Source organism: Arenibacter nanhaiticus (assembly GCF_900141935.1).
Taxonomy (GTDB): domain Bacteria; phylum Bacteroidota; class Bacteroidia; order Flavobacteriales; family Flavobacteriaceae; genus Arenibacter; species Arenibacter nanhaiticus.
Window position 1 is genome coordinate 60,945 of sequence record NZ_FQYX01000023.1, and the last position, 237, is coordinate 61,181.

The window sequence follows — 237 nt, forward strand, 5'->3', positions numbered from 1 at the left end:
TAATGGATCATTCTGGAAGATGCTGGGGATGGCGGGGTATCGAACCTTTGAGAAACGTTTCAATCCTAGTTTCTTAATGGATCATTCTGGAAGTCGTATTCTTGACAAATTTCTAATGCTCTTTGTTCGTTTCAATCCTAGTTTCTTAATGGATCATTCTGGAAGCACATTTCCTTCTTCCTGGTACGGAGTGTATCCTTGTTTCAATCCTAGTTTCTTAATGGATCATTCTGGAAG